Source organism: Leptospira neocaledonica, from assembly GCF_002812205.1.
GTDB lineage: Bacteria > Spirochaetota > Leptospiria > Leptospirales > Leptospiraceae > Leptospira_B > Leptospira_B neocaledonica.
Genome location: NZ_NPEA01000008.1, coordinates 147,180 through 163,546 on the forward strand (window position 1 = coordinate 147,180; position 16,367 = coordinate 163,546).

Annotated in this window: 16 protein-coding genes; 8 read left to right on the forward strand and 8 right to left on the reverse strand. The window is 41.0% G+C overall.

Going from position 1 to position 16,367, the window contains the following annotated elements; translation table 11 throughout:
• Positions 1 to 61 precede the first annotated feature (61 nt).
• Positions 62 to 391, reverse strand: coding sequence for a hypothetical protein (locus CH365_RS15240; RefSeq protein WP_100769423.1), 330 nt, complete (start codon positions 389 to 391; stop codon positions 62 to 64).
• 257 nt (positions 392 to 648) lie between these two features.
• Between CH365_RS15240 and CH365_RS15250 the strand changes: the two genes are divergently transcribed.
• The 5 genes from CH365_RS15250 (at position 649) to CH365_RS15270 (ending at position 7,001) form a co-directional block, all read left to right on the forward strand.
• Positions 649 to 2,532 (forward strand): PAS domain S-box protein, encoded by a 1,884-nt coding sequence (locus CH365_RS15250; RefSeq protein ID WP_100769425.1) that lies wholly within the window; start codon positions 649 to 651, stop codon positions 2,530 to 2,532.
• An 89-nt stretch (positions 2,533 to 2,621) separates the two neighbouring features.
• Complete coding sequence (locus CH365_RS15255; protein WP_100769426.1) at positions 2,622 to 4,499, forward strand: alpha/beta fold hydrolase; 1,878 nt, start codon at positions 2,622 to 2,624, stop codon at positions 4,497 to 4,499.
• Between the two features lie 60 nt (positions 4,500 to 4,559).
• Positions 4,560 to 5,135, forward strand: coding sequence for a bifunctional nuclease domain-containing protein (locus CH365_RS15260; RefSeq protein ID WP_008592198.1), 576 nt, complete (start codon positions 4,560 to 4,562; stop codon positions 5,133 to 5,135).
• 98 nt (positions 5,136 to 5,233) lie between these two features.
• On the forward strand, positions 5,234 to 5,587 hold the full coding sequence (locus tag CH365_RS15265) for a phasin-related domain-containing protein (RefSeq protein WP_100769427.1): 354 nt from the start codon (positions 5,234 to 5,236) through the stop codon (positions 5,585 to 5,587).
• Positions 5,588 to 5,684: 97 nt separating this feature from the next.
• Complete coding sequence (locus CH365_RS15270) at positions 5,685 to 7,001, forward strand: MFS transporter (RefSeq protein WP_100769428.1); 1,317 nt, start codon at positions 5,685 to 5,687, stop codon at positions 6,999 to 7,001.
• On the opposite strand, the gene CH365_RS15275 is transcribed toward CH365_RS15270, so the two are convergent.
• The 7 genes from CH365_RS15275 to CH365_RS20025 form a co-directional block, all read right to left on the reverse strand.
• Entirely contained in the window at positions 6,998 to 7,606 is a 609-nt protein-coding gene (locus CH365_RS15275) for a hypothetical protein (RefSeq protein WP_100769429.1), read from the reverse strand. The genes CH365_RS15270 and CH365_RS15275 overlap by 4 nt on opposite strands.
• A 179-nt stretch (positions 7,607 to 7,785) precedes the next feature.
• The gene (locus tag CH365_RS15280; RefSeq protein WP_100769430.1) at positions 7,786 to 9,006 is read right to left on the reverse strand and encodes an Lsa36 family surface (lipo)protein; all 1,221 of its coding nucleotides are present in this window, start codon (positions 9,004 to 9,006) and stop codon (positions 7,786 to 7,788) included.
• A gap of 34 nt (positions 9,007 to 9,040) precedes the next feature.
• Positions 9,041 to 10,171, reverse strand: coding sequence for an acyl-CoA dehydrogenase family protein (locus CH365_RS15285; protein WP_100769431.1), 1,131 nt, complete (start codon positions 10,169 to 10,171; stop codon positions 9,041 to 9,043).
• Between the two features lie 14 nt (positions 10,172 to 10,185).
• Positions 10,186 to 12,336 carry a cAMP/cGMP-dependent 3',5'-cyclic-AMP/GMP phosphodiesterase gene (locus CH365_RS15290; RefSeq protein ID WP_100769432.1) on the reverse strand — a complete coding sequence of 717 codons (2,151 nt, stop codon included), beginning with the start codon at positions 12,334 to 12,336 and terminating at the stop codon, positions 10,186 to 10,188.
• A gap of 31 nt (positions 12,337 to 12,367) precedes the next feature.
• Positions 12,368 to 12,682 (reverse strand): thioredoxin, encoded by a 315-nt coding sequence (trxA, locus tag CH365_RS15295; protein ID WP_008592903.1) that lies wholly within the window; start codon positions 12,680 to 12,682, stop codon positions 12,368 to 12,370.
• Between the two features lie 53 nt (positions 12,683 to 12,735).
• Positions 12,736 to 13,545: a hypothetical protein gene (locus tag CH365_RS15300; protein ID WP_100769433.1), complete on the reverse strand. Its 810-nt coding sequence runs from the start codon at positions 13,543 to 13,545 to the stop codon at positions 12,736 to 12,738.
• Between the two features lie 5 nt (positions 13,546 to 13,550).
• Positions 13,551 to 13,718, reverse strand: a complete 168-nt coding sequence (locus CH365_RS20025; RefSeq protein WP_165782619.1) for a hypothetical protein — start codon at positions 13,716 to 13,718, stop codon at positions 13,551 to 13,553.
• Positions 13,719 to 13,834: 116 nt separating this feature from the next.
• Here CH365_RS20025 and CH365_RS15305 point away from each other — a divergent pair, with 116 nt between their 5' ends.
• The 3 genes from CH365_RS15305 to rktP all read left to right on the forward strand — a co-directional run bounded on the left by CH365_RS15305 (position 13,835) and on the right by rktP (position 16,113).
• On the forward strand, positions 13,835 to 14,080 hold the full coding sequence (locus CH365_RS15305) for a Sec-independent protein translocase subunit TatA/TatB (RefSeq protein WP_100769434.1): 246 nt from the start codon (positions 13,835 to 13,837) through the stop codon (positions 14,078 to 14,080).
• Positions 14,081 to 14,207: 127 nt separating this feature from the next.
• Complete coding sequence (gene tatC, locus CH365_RS15310; protein ID WP_100769435.1) at positions 14,208 to 15,011, forward strand: twin-arginine translocase subunit TatC; 804 nt, start codon at positions 14,208 to 14,210, stop codon at positions 15,009 to 15,011.
• A gap of 1 nt (position 15,012) precedes the next feature.
• Complete coding sequence (gene rktP / locus CH365_RS15315; RefSeq protein ID WP_100769436.1) at positions 15,013 to 16,113, forward strand: Arg-Lys translocation region protein phosphatase RktP; 1,101 nt, start codon at positions 15,013 to 15,015, stop codon at positions 16,111 to 16,113.
• Positions 16,114 to 16,367: the final 254 nt, after the last annotated feature.

Below are 16,367 nucleotides of genomic sequence, written 5' to 3' on the forward strand. Positions count from 1 at the left end.
ATGCTCGGAGCCGCCCCTAACTTTCTTGTAGGAGCTCCAACACTTGCACAATTTACAAGTCCTACCCTCCTACTCCATGATCTAAATTCGTTCTCAAAAACCAATCTACTCCGAAATATAAAAAGATACTCCCTGCATAAAATAGAAGGAAGAAGACCCATTTCCACCTGGAGCCGTAACCCAAACCAAAGTAGATAAACACAAACACATTCAAAATATGTTGAATTCCAACAACTAGATAAAGCCAAAGAAATGCACGATCCAAATCACTGAGGTGTCCGTCGGGAAAACCAATAAGAGATCGTTCATAAAAGAAATATCCAGCAAGGAAAGTGGAGATACATCCTAGATAGATTGCAGTTGGTAAAATTCGTTTTTGGAATGCGTTCATATTCGTTCCCGAAATTTCGCGTGTAGTATCTTCGACGAGCTCACCAGAAACAAGACATAAACTCTTTTATGAGACAGAATAAGGTAAAGAATTCTTAATATTATGTCGTTAATATTAGTTTTTCCTAAAGCGGAAGCGATTAGAAACCAGTCTAATTTTTTTAGTTTTGCTTGCCCTCTCATTTGGGATAAGGTAAGTTGTGTCATAATCTTGGAATTAGTCAAAACTTTGACACAGTTTACGTTAGGAGATTCGGGATGATCCAAACAGTAGAGAAAATTTTTAGAGAATACTTCCCCATCCCGGAAGAAAGAAAGAAAACCATTCTTCTTGTAGAAGATGAAGCCATCATTGCACTCTCCGAAACTCAAAGATTAAAAAAGAATGGGTTCAGAGTGATCTCCGCTTCTTCCGCGGATGAAGCAGTTCAAATAGCGACTAACGATTATACGATCGATTTAGTTCTCATGGATATAGATCTAGGAAGAGAAGAAGACGGCACGGATGCCGCCGTCCGCATCCTAAAAACAAGGGACATCCCTATCGTATTCCTTTCCAGTCATACTGAACCGGAGATTGTAGACAAAACGGAAAAGATCACTTCTTACGGTTACGTGGTAAAAAATTCAGGAGAAACTGTTCTTATAGCTTCTATCAAGATGGCTTTCAAATTGTATGAGTCTCATCTTCGCCTAAAAAGAAGCGAAGAATCCTTAAAAGAAAACCAAGAACTTCTGAAAGCAACTTTAAGATCCATAGGAGACGGAGTTATTTCTACCGATGAGTTAGGCAATATTACGGATATGAACTATGTTGCAGAGACCTTAACCGGCTGGACTAGATCGGAAGCCATCGGAGAACCTATCGAAAGGGTTTTCAGAATTGTTAACGCGAGAACCAAAAGAAGAATGCGAAATTCTTTGGATATACTTACCCCTAAAGAAAAAAATATGGGCCTCGAAAACCAAGTATTACTTATTTCTAAATCCGGTTCTGAACATAGGGTCGCAGAAAGTTCAGCCCCCATCCTTTCTGAAAAAGGATACACCATTGGTTCCGTTTTGGTATTCAGAGATATCTCAAAAGAATATAGCCTACTGGAGAATATTAAAGAAAGTGAATCTAGATTTAAGATTGTAGCGAATGCTGCACCTGTTATGATCTGGGTTTCCGGACTAGATAAAAAATGTAATTGGTTCAACCAAACCTGGCTAAACTTTACCGGAAGAACCATGGAGCAAGAACTTGGTGATGGCTGGGCAGAAGGTGTACATCCAAACGATTTAGAAGAATGTATACAGATCTATTCCAGTCATTTCGACGAAAGACAACCTTTCAGCATGACCTACCGTATAAAAAACAAAAATGGGGACTGGAGATGGATCCAAGACAATGGTCTCCCGATCACTAACGAATCAGGAATTTTTACCGGCTTTATCGGTTCCTGCGTCGATATCACAGAAGCGAAAGAAGCTTTAGAAACCTTGGCAAAAGACCTTCACGAAAGAGAATATCTTTATAAGGAACTCCAACATAGGGTCAAAAACAGCATGAGTATGATCAGCTCTATCGTAGAGATAGAAGCATCCAGATCTTCAGATGCTAAGTTAGAAAATACTTTAGAAAATTTAGTAAATCGTATCCATTCTGTCGGAAATTTGTATGAGATGTTATATACTTCCGACAATTCCCATTCTGTACGACTAGATCGTTATATCCAAAAGATTACAGAAAATCTATTGAATGCTTTCCAAGAAAAAACGAATGGGATCGCTCTGCAATTGGATCTAAAAGATCTAGAAATAGATGTGAAAAGTGCAATTCCTCTCGGACTTATTTTAAATGAGCTAGTTACTAATATTTTCAAATATGCGTTTCCTAAAAAACAGGAAGGAAAAATTTCCATCCGACTTTTTAAGGAGGACTCTTGGGTAACTCTAGTTGTCTCAGACAATGGAGTGCCTTTTCCTAAAGGATTTCGTATGGATTATTCTCCAGGTTTAGGACTCCAACTTGTGAATATGTTAGTTGATCAGTTGAAAGGAAACATTCAATGGAAATTGAATGGAGAGAAAGAAGTTTCGATCCGATTCTGCAACAAAGAAGAACACTCCGATCAATTTTCATTCGTAAAATCTTAGAAATTTCTTCCAAATTTTTCCGAATTTCCTGCCAAAATTAGTCAGAATTCCAGATTGCCAACCTGCAGGGCGAATTGGAAACTTAAACTATGGACCAGACCCTAGCCCGAAAGGTCAACCCCAAGCCCCGCAGGAAAGGGGGCGGTTATGCGGTAGGTGCCGAAGACATCTATATCTTCCCACTTTCCGAAAGTACGAATTTATTTCTTCAAAAAGTTTGGACTGCATTCGTAAACAAGATGGTCTCCATGACCCTTCCGAATGGAAAACCTGTATTCCAGTATGCAATTTTTGAGGCGATCCAAGATAAAAATCTGAAGATCGTCGCATCTGCCACTCATTTCAGAATGAAACAGGTGACTGATAGAATCGGTCTCCAAAGTATCGAAGATTTTATTCGAAATACAATTCCGATCTCGATCCAGGATCCAGGAAATCTGTCCGCCAAATATTTGAGAGAAGCAATCCTCTCTGTGGAAAAAAAGGCAAGACCCGAAGTCTATTTCCATAGCTTGGACGATGATAGAGTCCATCCCAACTTAAAGCAGCTTCTTACTAAAACAATGAACTATGCCGCGGGAATTCCTTTATTCGTAAAAGGTTTTCCGATCGGTATGTTATGGGGTATCCGCAGGGATAATATGAGTCCCGAGCAGGAAGAAGAAGTCAGACAACAATTGTACAGTCTTTACGATGTAGTGGACTTTGTGATCTCCAAGGAGATGGGCCTAAAAGGAGATCCATATTATGCACGTAAGAATATAGAAAAGTCGGATCTCCATTCCAGGGCAAAACATCTCTTCTATACCAGGGGTTTCGGCCAAGATGAACCCGTCACAACTATAGTATTCGATTCTCATACCTACCAAAGATCTTATAGGCTTGATGCGAGTTTTCTCATTCCTTCCGGAGACGGATACTCTGTTAGTTTGAAACGTTTCGAACCGAAAGATAAGAATGATACCGGTAAAAACCTTCTTCTTATCCCTGGCTTCTTTTGCAGAAGGTCCGTAATGGACAAGGTGGCCAGAGAGTTATCACTCCGCCACGGTTATAGGGTTTTCTCCATGGATATGCGGGGAAGATCCAGAAGGACCCTTCCTCTTTTCGGAATCCGAGAAGGCTGGACTGTGGACGATTTTATCCAAGAGGACTTTCCAGCCGTTCTAAACTGGATCAAAGAGAATTTTCCGAATGAACAATTGGTGGTGGTCGGTCATAGTATGGGGGGAATGATCCCTCGCTTCTACTGCTCCGCATATGAAGAGATCGTAAAAAGAAAAACGAATCCTCTTGTTCCACTCACTCGTCCGGATGAATTTATCTCAGGAATTGTTTCCATCACCTCTCCGAATTTTGTGAGACTCCAGGCACAAATCCCAGGTTTGGACATTCTTAAAATGGGACTGAAGCTTGTTCCTTCTAAAACAATCTCTGATTTTCTTTTCGATCTGACTTCTTTCTCTCTGCAAACAACTCTTCCTACAGTAGACCTGAATAAATTTTTTAAATTTCTCTTAGGACTACATTCTTCTTTGAGAGCTGTATCTTTCGATCTGCATGCGAAAGTTGTAAACCTGAGAGACTTCGTGGGATACAAACAAATATCTCCTCCTGAATGGTATTTTCTGATCGAAGATATTTTCTGCGAAGAATCCACAAAAGTAGTTCTCCAGTTCCTCAGATCTCAATTGAGTCAGGACAGATCTTTTCTTTCCTACGACGGAACTTTGGATTATACCGCGCTCCAAAAAAATTTGCAGATCCCACTTTTTTCCGTTTTAGGTTCGGTGGACAAAGTGGTCCCGAGTGAAACAATCGAGAACGATCTTGCTGCACTTCCTCACAAAAAAAATAAGATTCTTTCTTACGAACAGGGTCACTTAGGTATCGTTTTCCACATGCCGGTCGTGAAGGAAATGTGCTCCGAAATTGACTCCTGGATCAAAGGATTGGACTCGACTTGATCCCTAGGTTTAGAACGCTTGACATTTCGGGAAACGAAAGATAGGTTCAAATACTAGGAAATGGATCTTTTGGAAGCGACCATATATAATATCTCTCTCACGAACGTGGGCTTTGCCGTATTTTTAAAGGCAAAAGACGATTCGGATCAGAGGGTCGTTCCGATTTTTATCGGTCCTCTTGAAACCCATTCCATCACTTCGGTTTTAGAAGGTACCAAACCTCCTAGACCAATGACCCATGATCTGATGACAATTCTACTCACCACTCTGGGAGTGCAGATCGTAAAGATCGCGATCGAAGAGATCATTGATAATACTTTCTACGCAAAAATCACTCTACGCAAAGATGAAGAACTGATCGTGCTCGACGCTAGACCAAGTGATTCTATCGCGCTCGCTCTCCGTGCTAACGCTCCGATTTATCTGGCAAAAAAGGTCATCGAAGAAGCAGGGATCGTAATGAAAGACGACGAGATTCCTGGGGAAACCATCGGAAAAGAAAAAATTTCCCAATTGCCAAAGTCTCAGTTGGAGATCCTACAAGACTCTTTGGACAATGCTCTAAAAGCGGAAGATTATGAAACGGCCGCAAAGATTAGGGACCAGATCCGTAAACTTCTGGAAAACCCCTCCTAATTTCTTTTCAAATTCGTAAAAAATCGAATTTTTCCCTTCGAACATACTGGACCTAAGTCCTTTCCTTCTGTATCCTTGGTTCCCTTGGAGCAGTAAACATGGAAAAATCTCTAATGGACATCCTAAACGCCGGAATCGCATTATTTCAATCCGGAGAAGATAAACTAAAACAAAGCCTTTCCGATCTGGACCATGCCTACCAGGACCTCAAGAGCAAGGGAGCCCAGAACCAATCGGAACAAGCAAATAGGCTTAGGGACCTGATCCAGAAAACTGTGGGCGACGCTCAGGATAAACTGCTGAACGCAAACGAAAGTTCCAAAGTAGTGATCAACCAGCTCAAAGAGAATTTCGAAAAAATTTCGGCACAAATCGATGAGTCTCTGCCGGAAGAATTTAAAGCAAAGGCTAAGTCAGCTATAGAAGAGCTGAAAAAGCTCACTAAAAAATAGAATTCGGAAAACTTGATAAAAGCTGTGGCTTAGAAAAATTCGGGACAAGGAAAGCGGGTCCCGGATACTAGGCCTGATCTTATTCAGGCCACTCGTAATGAGGAAACAATCCTTCATATTAATACTTACAGTCTTCATTGACATGATGGGATTTTCCCTCATCTTTCCTATCTTTCCGGAAACATTAAATCATTTCTTAGCTCAGGCAGGAGATCCTGTCTTAGATCTTTTGGCCGGTTGGACTTCCCGCATTTTGGACGGAAGAACAAGTGACTGGAAACTTTTCGTGGCTCTTTTCGGTGGGATCGTAGCGAGTTTATATTCTATTCTTCAATTTTTGTTCTCTCCTATTTGGGGAAAACTTTCAGACAGCACAGGGAGACGACCAGTTTTAGTTTTTACATGCACTGGAAGTTTTTTAGGATACCTTGTTTGGTTATTCTCCGGAAGTTTTTCCTTATTCGTTCTCTCCAGATTAATTACCGGTCTTATGGGTGGGAACGTTTCGGTGGCAACTGCTGCAATGGCTGACTCCACTTCGGAGCAGGATCGTACAAAAGGAATGGGAATGGTAGGAGCCGGAATCGGTCTTGGATTTATTGCGGGTCCTTCTATCGGGGGAATTTTAGCTCATACGGATCCTTCTTACCTTCTTCCTTTTTTACCCTTGGATAAGATGACAATCTTCCCTTCCGTTGCCTTAATGGCGACCGCTGCATCTTTCGTTAACTTGCTATTAATACTTTTCAGATTCAGAGAAACTCTTCCTCACAATTTGCGTAAAAAACCGGAAGGAAGAATCCATCCTGCTTTAGGAGTTTTTGATCTTGGCTCCAAAGAGATCATGTATTTGGGTTTTTTGAATTTATATTTTCTTCTATTCTTTTCCGGATTCGAATTCTCTTTGAACTTCTATCTGGATCAGTTTTTAGGTTATAAACCGGTAAGTATAGGTTATACTTTCGTTTATATCGGACTGATTATAGTATTCGTACAAGGTGGGATCATTCGCAGGATAAGCGGCAAGGTCGCTGAAAAAAAAGTAGGACTTCTCGCCTCCGTATTTCTGATATTAGGATTTTCTTTCTTATATTTTTCGAGTGCTTCCGTAATCGCTTCCGAACAATCCACATTCTTATTATTCGTGTCTTTGACATTCTTAGCAATGGGGAGCGCATTTTTAAATCCTACAGTCTCATCTATGGTATCCTTATTCTCTTCTCCAAGTGAACAGGGAAAAAATTTGGGAATTTTAAGAAGTTTAGGATCTTTCGGAAGAGGGATTTCGCCTATCTTATTCAGCGTAGTATATTCCCAAAAAGGACCTCAGATCTCTTTCTTGGTTTCAGGGATCTTAAGTTTTATATTCTTAGGTCTATTCCTGTTTGTAAAACAGCCTGTTACTAAGAATTAAAGAACTGCGTTTAACGCTTCTTTTAATCTATTAAAATGTAGGTTTTCGTCCAGTTTGGATCCATTTTCCAATCTAAGTAAAAATGTGTCTCTCACCTGACCTGAATCCGTTACGGCTTTAAAGGAAAGAATATCCACTCCGAATAAAAATAAGATCTGAGAAATCTCAAATAAGATACCGGTTCGGTCTTCCATTCTTAAATCCATCACCGTAGAATCGCTGATCTCAGAGTTGAATAGGAAAATTTCAGGAGCAGTCTCTACCTTGATTCTTAAACTCTCCATCTTTTCAGGGTGATTTGCCAGATAATTCATTACCGACATTCCGCCGTAAAACAACTCGTGAAGATCCGCGTGAATCGCATTTAAATGTTCGTCTGTCATAGGAGAACCATCGATACGTTTCACTATAAAGATGTCCTGGATATAACCATCCATGGAGGTTTCGGCAATGGCTTCTTCTATATTCCAACCATGAACATATAGAACTGCGGTAACCCTATAAATGATCCCTATCTCGTTTTTGGAAATATTGACCTTTAGGGCGTACGCTTCGCCCCTAGGGATACAGGAGAGATGTAGAGGTTTTCCAGGAGTTGTGATCATAGGATACCTTTAATGCTGAATTCCTGAACATTCTTATCCATTGGATTCCAGACTTTTGCATTCTACTGACTATACTGCAAAAGGCGTGCCTTTTTTATATGTTTATAATAAAAATAAGAGAAATGAACAGAGCCCGAGGCCTCCCCGGGCTGTTCATTTTAAGATAAGCTATTATTATACTACAAAGCGAACTTAATACCAATGTTCGCAGAATAGATCTTATCATCTGTAGCCATGGCTTCTGCCAATACTTTGAACATCAATATGTTCAATTCAAAACCACCGATGAAATAATTCATCTGAGTTCTGACATCGGCAGACCCGCTAGTCCGTAAGGATAGTGTACCACCTGCGTTACCATTCAACTGTTGGATAACTTGCGGAGGAAGACCCGAAGCATTTGGATCCAAAGCCAAGTATAGAGGCCCGCTTACGCCTAAATTCAATTTGGTATATCCGGTATTATTCGAGATACCAGCACCTGCAAATAAGGTTAAAAAATAGAAGAGTCTTACCCCTGTCCTAATATCTACAGGGACGGATTGTACCTTAGATTGATAAGCGAAGTTAACATCCGCGTCCCATCTACCCGTAGCAGGACCGAACGCGACCTTGACTGCATCCGATCCACTCGGTTGATAGTTCATATTAATCTCTTCCCATTTTCTGTGGAAGCCTATCCCTAAACTAATCCCAGTAAATCCAAAGAAGTCTAGTCTAGTATATCTTTCCCTTGCAATCTGGAATCTAACGGTCATTCCGAAACTGTTTACATTTCCAGACATGGACAAGTCTTTAGAAGTGGAATCGCTCAGAGATTTTATATCTCCATTGGCGATATTACCTTGGAAACCATGAGCATAAATATTGATTCTATGTAGGAAGGATCTGCCTGAATTTTTATTCTTTTCATCCGGATCCGCTTGGTCCGCAGGCCCCCGCCCAAGAAGCCATCCTAGATTCACACCTGCCATTGCTCCAGGGTTAATCGAAGCTCCTACATTCGGGAACTTAGGAATAGAAATATCACCGTATTGAATATTGATATCGTCCTTCTGGACTCCGGCGACTCCAAGGCCCGCTCCCACTTGGAAACGGTTAATGGTCCCTGGCCCCATCATTGATGAGTTGATATTGGCGAGAACAGAAGCATCCGCCATAGACTTGGTCAATTCATTCAGATATTCTTTACGAATGGTTTCTTCCAAACCATTAAATTGAGATACCGTGGAGGCAGGAATTAGACTACAAACATTGTTTCCGGAGGAAGGAGGAAGACATGTTACCTGCGCCTCTGCCGAGGAAACTGGGATGAAATATAAGGAAGAAGCTAAGATAAGGAAGGCGGCATACCGAATATACCGCCCAATTCTACTCTCTAAAGGAGCCATTCGATCCATTGTACCCTTGGACGATAGCTATTTCGAGTTTATTTCAGAGTCCTAAACTTCCACCAATAATTTCTTTCATGATTTCGGTGGTTCCCGCGTAGATCGTCTGGATCCTTGCATCCAGATACGCTCTTGCTATCGGGTATTCCATCATATAACCGTATCCTCCAAAGAACTGGAGACAAAGGTCAGTATGACGTTTTTGCATTTCGGTGGAATAGTATTTAGCCATAGAAGCCTCTACGGTTAATTTTTTCCCAGCAATATGCTCCGAAACCACTTTGTCGACGAAGGTACGGCACATTTCCAGTTCCGTAGCCATCTCCGCCATTTGAAATTTGATGTGTTGAAAACTTCCGATCTTTTTCCCGAAAGCCATCCTCTCTTTAATATATTTTAGAGTCATTCTCTGAACGAGTGCTGTGGCTTCCACCGCTGCAATCGCCAATACGAGACGCTCTTGTGCGAGTTTCATCATCAAATAACGGAAACCTTGTCCGTCTTTTCCGATTACATTCTCTTTAGGAACTACTACGTCGTTGAAGTATAATTCCGAGGTATCCTGGGCCTTTAGTCCAATCTTCTCGAGATTACGGCCTCTTTCGAAACCTTTCATCCCCTCTTCTATCATAACAAGCGAAATCGTGCCGTTTTCATGTTTCACGGCAGTAATTACTAAATTTGCAAGCTGTCCGTTGGAAATAAATGTTTTTTGGCCGTTGACCACATAATGGTCCCCTTTATCCACGGCAGAAGTCCTAAGACTTTTAAGATCAGAACCTGCTCCAGGTTCCGTCATAGCGACCGCTAAAATGCTATCTCCGCTACAACAACCGGGCAACCATCTCTTTTTCTGTTCTTCGTTTGCGTAAGCGCTAATATAAGGTGCGATCACATCATTATGAAGGGATACGAAAAATCCGCTGTTTCCGGACCTGGATGATTCTTCTATTACAACTACGTTATATAGAAAATCGGCACCGGATCCACCGTATTCTTCTGGAACGTCAGGGCAAAGAAGTCCGCTTGCTCCCGCTTTTTTCCAAAGTTCTTTCGGAACCATTCCGACTTTTTCCCATTCATGGTGATGAGGAGCTACTTCAGTTTCGAAAAACTTACGCGCCATATCACGAAAAGCTTCATGCTCTTCGGTAAATTGTAGGACTCTTTCCATATATATCCCCCGTGTCAGTAGACGGTATTCATTCTCATGTAAACGCCGGGATTCCGTTTAATGTACTGGATGAGTTCGTTCTGAGAAATAGAGAACAATTCCGTTTCTGATTCTGCTTGGAACGTGTAATTAGATGCCAGCTTTTTAGATATCGAGTAGATCTCTCCCACGAAATCCCCGTCGGTCAACTCGGCCAATTTTTTGCCGTGTTGATATACGCTTACTTTTCCATGACGAATGATATACGCTTCGTGGTAAAACGCTTTTTCCGTGATAAGCACTGAACCTTTGTTCACCTTGGAAAGTCTCATGATCATCTCTAATTGAGTGACCTGATGGCTTGTAAGTCCTTTAAAATGACGTGAATCTAACAGTGTTTTCCAAGAGTTACTATCACGAATGCTGTTCAGTCGAATTAAGTTTTGTCTTAGGTCTGTATTTCTGATAAACTGTAGGAACTTGTTCTTTTCTATTGTAAGAGCTACTACATCTGTTTCTGCAAAAACATCCGCAGCTCTAGGAAGATCCAAAACTAAAGAAGCTTCTCCGAAATATTCATACTGCCCGTATCGTTTAATGGGCGCTATATCGGAATCTCCTAGGAGTCCTTCGAACTTTACGTTTCCGGAAGCGATGATATAAAATTTATCACCTGGAGTTCCCTTTTTGATGATCTGGTCTCCACGTTTATACTTTTCTTCGCGGACGATCAGTAGGAATTCCTTCGCCTTTTCAATTGGGAAACCGCTAAATATATCTATTTGGCTTAAGATATCGAGAAGGTTATAAGCCTCCATATGTTTCGGTGGAGTGATTTCCGGATAAACGGTGTTCTCAATCCCGAAACGAGCCAGTTTTAGTTTGGTCCCTGCAGGCATATCCGTTCTTGCGATATGATAGACTGTGATCTTTTCCTGGATCTCAGGAGCTAAACTTGCTAAATAACTGACTCTAGTATGAAGAGGAGGAATTCCAGCTTCATGATAGATAATCCGTCTGTCCCAAGGGAATTCCTTCAAAAATTTCCAACGAGATTCAGGAAGAACTCCCTTCTCGTACATCTTATCGTGAACATCCGGCTCATTTAAGTGATCCGAAGTATACACAAAGGATTGGTCTTGGAAAAAAAACTCGAATCCTACGGAAGGAATAGAATGTAATGCATAATGAAAATTGAATTCTCCACCGTTAATCATCGCAGGTCTTCCTATGATGATTTGTTGGAAATTGAAAAGTTCGAGTAATTCCTTACGCGGGATCTTAGTAAGAGCAGAATATTTACGGATAAAACTTTCCATCACTGTTGCTGTTGCGTGTATTGTGATTTTGGTTTCTTCCATAATTTTTTGGAAGGTACCTGCGTCATGATCTGCATGACAGTGAGTGAGAATCACATGGTTGATCAGTTTAGGATTCACATTGGACATGCGAAGCCACTCTGTAGAATTCACAGGTGGATCCACCATGATACCTTGGTGATTCAACCAGATAATAAATCCGGAAGTATTATCTTCAGGATCGAATCCATGAGAAGGTCCAAGACAAGTAATTCCGAGCAAAGGAGCTTGGAATGGTTCTTTTAATCTATGACCGATTTCATATTTAATATTGAATCCAACTTCTCCAGGAATCTCCGTCTCTTTTGTTCCGTCGGTAATTCTAAAATCACCGGAAGGAAGTTTACGGATCAAAACCTTTCCTAGGTTGACCATATTATCCCGATCGAATACTTGGAAGTCGACTACGTCGTCTAGTCCTTTGTATCCTCTGAAATAAGCCATCTCCGCTTTCATATCAGGGAAACCGAAAGATTCCGCGCCATCTAGATATTCCGATTCCAGATTGATCTCTTCCGGACCCATTAATGATTCTTTAAGTACTGTAATGAGCTGATCTTTTTGTTCAGCCGTACAAATGATCGTGGTCTTTTTTTGTCTTAGAAAGAAGTTAAAATAAATAGGGAATTCAAGCTCTGCAGTGCTTATCCCCTTTTCTACATGGAAAAATTTATTAGGAAGTATAAATACCAGGGGCGTCTTTTTTTCAGCCATCGTGTCTTTGATGGTCTCGGGAGGAGAGCCGATCTGAAAGAAGCCCTCGCTTGTTTCGACTAGATACCCCCCTCTAGGAAGTTCTATATATCCCCTGGTTTGTTCTTTTAGCATGGAAAATTCCGCCGCAGTCGAGATCGAATTTTTATTTATGTCTTTCGATGAAACTTTTGATTTGCGCCTTAGGAAGTGCTCCTATGATCTTATCCACCAATTGTCCGTCTTTAAAAAGTAGAAGGGTCGGCAAAGACTGGATATTTAATTTTTGCGCTGTGTCCTGGTTGTCGTCTACGTTTAATTTTTTAATTTTTAAGATATCATTCATCTCGGACGAAAGCTCTTCCAGAACCGGGGAAACCATTCTACAAGGACCGCACCATTCGGCCCAGCAATCTACTAGAACCATGCCCCCGTTGATCTCGGAACTGAAAGTTGAATCGTTTATTTCGGTCAATGCCATGAGTTAGATTTTCTCCTGTTTTTTTCCCACTCTTTATAACAAATTGGACGGGTCTATTTCTTCTTTTTCTTCTTTTCCTTCTCGGCTTCTATCGCTTCTACCTTTTCTTTTAGGGATTCTATCAGGGTTTTTGTCTTTCCCAGGTCCTCCGTTTCGCCTGTGGTTTGGAGGATTTTACGGTTTACCTCCAAAAGGGATATGGATTTCTTCAGATCCCCGGCGTCCTGGGTGGACAAATCGAATTTGGCCCGATACTCCTGAGCGGCAAAGTTACAAAGTTCCAGGATTAAATTATAGTGTTCCTGTCTTGGGTAATAAAACGGATTCTCTAAGTCTCTTTCCTTCTCAAAAGCCCGAAAGTCAAAAAGATTCTTACTAAGTATGGCGATTTTAAAATGTATCTCAGGAAAACTCCATTTCCATTTGGAGTTAGAGCCAAATGCCTCGATCGTATTCGAAGTACAGGTCCGAAGTCCCTTTACGTAATTCAGTCTTTGGAGAGGATTAAATTCCAGGATTTTAGCGAGAAGGTCCTTATTTTCCCCCAGACCAGACTCAAAGTCGGTTCCTACTACTTTCTCCATAAAGGAGATCGCGCTATAAATTTCTTTCCTCCCTTGATTGAGGTAGGTATCCGATTTCAGATCCAAGATCGCTACGGAGATCTCATTGATAAGAAGGCAGGTATTTATGTTTTTGATAGAATTTAAGGAAAGAGCCACATTGAAGTAAGCTTCCATTTTAGGATCTTTTCTGGATTGGGCTTTTAGAAGATTTCCTTCCTTCTTCAAATCTTCTAAAAATGCGCGAAAATCCGCCAGTTTCTCCTGAAATTCTTGCTTCTGTTCCTTAGTAAGAGCCATTCTAATTATACCTGCACATTTATCAGACTTCCGACAGAAAGGGCGTACATATAATCGGAATTGGGAGTATTCTCCGCTTTTTTCCGATCTTCTTCTTTTTCTTCCTCTCCACCAGGTTCTCGAACTGGAAGCGGAACGGAGATGGAATCTAAGGGGCTGGATTCTATTCTCATAAACTCGTCCGTTTGCCGTTCTATCTGAACCGAAGTCCCAATAGAATTATCGGCTTGTTCCTACTAACTATTTGACATATATTACAGAGGCAAAATCCTAACTAAGGAGATAGTATATGTACGCACCACTCGCATTTTTAAATTTAGGCCCTTGGGAAATCTTTTTCATACTAGGTTTAGCTCTCCTGCTTTTCGGGGGCAAGCGACTTCCCTCTTTAGCTAAGGATTTAGGAGACGGAATCCGCCAATTCCGCAAGTCTCTTTCTGGAGATTCCGAATCTGAATCCGCTAAAATCCAGGAACCTGAAACTAAACCGACGGCTCCGACTTCTTCCCCTAAAAAATCCAAAAAATCCGCTTAATAACACGATTTCGCACTGAGAACACAAAGTTCGCTGAGATAGTTTTAGGAGAAAGTTCTCCGTATTTTAACCTCTGTGTTCTCCGTGAACTCTGTGCGAAACCTTATGTTAATTCCAACCTTTCGATATGCCTTCTAAAAAAAAGAGCCTTTCAAGTAGCGAAACCAAGCAACCTTCCATCTCCGCATCTGAGGAAAGTCTTCCTCATGACAGAGAAAAGTTTATGACTTTGGGGGAACATTTAGAGGAACTTCGTTCCGTTCTGATACGTTCCATTCTGGTATTTACAGTTTTTTTCGTGGCAGCTTTGTATTTCGGAGAAGAACTACATAAGATAGTCATTAAACCATACAAGAATATTTTGGGAGAATCCGCGACATTCTACCAAATCAAACTCATGGCTCCTTTCATGGTTTATCTAAGAACAGGATTTATGGTTTCTATCCTGATCACCTTTCCTTTCGCATTAGCGTTTTTATGGGGATTTGTTTCTCCTGCATTAGAACCAAGGGCTGCCAGGCTCGGAAAAGCACTTATCGCATTCTCGACTGTTCTATTTTGGCTGGGAGTCTGGTTATGCTGGGCCCAAGCATTTGAAAGTTTCCTGAAAATATTTTTAGTCACTGTTCGCCCTTTAGATATAGAAACTAGGCTCCCGATAGACGAGTACTATGATGTATTCTTTAATATGCATCTGATCTTCGGATTGTCTTTCCAGCTTCCGGTGATCATGGTTTTACTCGCGGCCGTTGGAATATTAAAACTTTCTTTTTTACTCAAACATTGGAGAGAAGCATTCATAGGAATCGCATTTGCAGCGGCAGTCTTGTCCCCTGGACCGGACGTAATCTCCATGTTGATGTTATTCGTTCCACTACTTGTCTTGTTTGCGATTTCGTTGGTGCTCATCGCAATCATAGAGAGGAAATGAGTTGTTTCCGAATATCCAGTCCAAGCATAAATTAGCATTCGCTTCTTTTACTGCTTCTTTCGTATTATTTTTATCTTATCTACTTTTAGATGATTTTCTTTTTGGAGAAGAGATCAGAAAAGAATTAAGAGCATTCGTTTGGATCCGCCTAAGTGTCGGACTTTTCTTTTCTGTTATACTTGGAATACTCACCTATTATCTTTTAAATTTAAGTTTTAAATCTCTCAAATCTATTTCCCAACTTTTACAGAACTGGACGCAAGATGTGTATGAGGATTCGGGAGAAATTGAAAGAGAAGACGAATTAGGTGAACTTGCTAGACATTTCCGGATCGCTCTTTATCAGAAAAAGACCAAAGAAGAAACCGTTTCCCAGGAATCCTTAAACAAAAAGGAAAGAGAGCTCTCCGACCAGATCCAGAAATTTTTCCATAAGATTAGGCTTCATAAGATCAAAAATCTGGACATTACCGTATTTCCTCGCTCTAGCGACAGTGGGGATTCAGATTATGCAAATATCATTCCCACCGCTGACGGCTGTTTTGGAGTATTAGCAGGTTTCCCGAACCATGGAGCAATTGAGTCTTCTCTTAAGGCAAGATTAGAAGGTATGATCTCTCTCGCTCAAGAAACCACCGGCTTAAGAGGAGAAGATCTACTCTATAAAATGGATCGTGCACTCAGATCCACGCCGATCTCTTATCTAAACCTAACACTTTTCTATTTAGAGACCAGGAACGGAGAAGCCGGTATTTTACAGTTCCAAAAACTTCCTGCTCTCGTCCACCAGAGCGGTAAAACGACCACATTACCGATCTCTAAACAAGTATTTTATGATTTTAGAAGTACTACAAGGGATGTTAAAAAGATAAAAGTCAGACCTGGAGAATATTTAGTATTCCTAAGCGATAGACTGACTGAACTAACAAGCTCCGCTGGTGTAGCCCCACTTCTCATCCAACTCCAAAACTGGAGTTCGGGAAGAGAATATAAGAACTCCAGAGAACTCACTTTGGACTTCGGTAGATTTTTAGAAATGGAATCGGGCAAAAAGGGACTTTCTAAGGCGGCTATTTTGACCGTTGGCAGAGTCAGGGATTAAAGACACAAAGGAAAAAAGAGATACAGTGTTTTTGTCACACAGAGGCACAAAGCCTCTGAGATTATAAATCTCGGCTAAAATAGACTTTAAAATTTGAAAACTCTCTGTGACTCCCGTGTCTCTGTGTGAAAACCGCTCCGTGGCTCAAAGTAAACTTCGTGATCTCTATGTGAACCTTGCGATCGACCACAGACTAATATTCATTTTTCAGAATAGATCTAAAAATATAAAACAAAGCGTATCCTTTCTTGTCT

Excerpts from the sequence above, each read along its gene's own strand:
- CH365_RS15290 (WP_100769432.1), bottom strand. The coding sequence starts at position 12,336 with ATGCTAAAAGAACAAACCAGGGGATATATAGAACTTCCTAGAGGGGGG.
- CH365_RS15280 (WP_100769430.1), bottom strand. The coding sequence starts at position 9,006 with ATGGATCGAATGGCTCCTTTAGAGAGTAGAATTGGGCGGTATATTCGG.
- CH365_RS15255 (WP_100769426.1), top strand. The coding sequence starts at position 2,622 with ATGGACCAGACCCTAGCCCGAAAGGTCAACCCCAAGCCCCGCAGGAAA.
- CH365_RS15240 (WP_100769423.1), bottom strand. The coding sequence starts at position 391 with ATGAACGCATTCCAAAAACGAATTTTACCAACTGCAATCTATCTAGGA.
- CH365_RS15265 (WP_100769427.1), top strand. The coding sequence starts at position 5,234 with ATGGAAAAATCTCTAATGGACATCCTAAACGCCGGAATCGCATTATTT.
- CH365_RS15285 (WP_100769431.1), bottom strand. The coding sequence starts at position 10,171 with ATGGAAAGAGTCCTACAATTTACCGAAGAGCATGAAGCTTTTCGTGAT.
- CH365_RS15260 (WP_008592198.1), top strand. The coding sequence starts at position 4,560 with ATGGATCTTTTGGAAGCGACCATATATAATATCTCTCTCACGAACGTG.
- CH365_RS15250 (WP_100769425.1), top strand. The coding sequence starts at position 649 with ATGATCCAAACAGTAGAGAAAATTTTTAGAGAATACTTCCCCATCCCG.
- tatC (WP_100769435.1), top strand. The coding sequence starts at position 14,208 with ATGCCTTCTAAAAAAAAGAGCCTTTCAAGTAGCGAAACCAAGCAACCT.
- CH365_RS15300 (WP_100769433.1), bottom strand. The coding sequence starts at position 13,545 with ATGGCTCTTACTAAGGAACAGAAGCAAGAATTTCAGGAGAAACTGGCG.
- CH365_RS20025 (WP_165782619.1), bottom strand. The coding sequence starts at position 13,718 with ATGAGAATAGAATCCAGCCCCTTAGATTCCATCTCCGTTCCGCTTCCA.
- CH365_RS15275 (WP_100769429.1), bottom strand. The coding sequence starts at position 7,606 with ATGATCACAACTCCTGGAAAACCTCTACATCTCTCCTGTATCCCTAGG.
- CH365_RS15305 (WP_100769434.1), top strand. The coding sequence starts at position 13,835 with ATGTACGCACCACTCGCATTTTTAAATTTAGGCCCTTGGGAAATCTTT.
- trxA (WP_008592903.1), bottom strand. The coding sequence starts at position 12,682 with ATGGCATTGACCGAAATAAACGATTCAACTTTCAGTTCCGAGATCAAC.
- CH365_RS15270 (WP_100769428.1), top strand. The coding sequence starts at position 5,685 with ATGAGGAAACAATCCTTCATATTAATACTTACAGTCTTCATTGACATG.